The sequence below is a fragment of the Pseudomonas sp. USHLN015 genome, assembly GCF_037153275.1.
Classification (GTDB): domain Bacteria; phylum Pseudomonadota; class Gammaproteobacteria; order Pseudomonadales; family Pseudomonadaceae; genus Metapseudomonas; species Metapseudomonas tohonis.
The window spans coordinates 1-256 of sequence record NZ_JBBCKP010000041.1; the positions used below are offsets into that span (position 1 = coordinate 1).

The following is a 256-nucleotide window of genomic DNA, read 5'->3' on the forward strand; positions in this document are numbered from 1 at the left end:
CAGCACGGCGGCGGCGCCGTCGTTGAGGCTGGAGGCGTTGCCGGCGGTGACGCTGCCGTCCTTCTTGAACGCCGGCTTGAGCTTGGCCAGGGCTTCGGCGGTGGTGCCGGCGCGGGGCTGCTCGTCGGTGGCGAAGGCGACGGGCTCGCCCTTCTTCTGCGGGATCAGGATGGGGGTGATCTCGTCCTTGAAGCGCCCGCCCTCGATGGCCGCGCAGGCCTTCTGCTGGGAGGCGGCGGCGAAGGCGTCCTGGGCT

1 pseudogene is annotated in these 256 nt (G+C 72.3%); it reads right to left on the reverse strand.

From position 1 onward, the window contains the following. A pseudogene (locus WFQ67_RS30250) lies at positions 1–256 on the reverse strand (acetyl-CoA C-acetyltransferase); the annotation flags it as partial.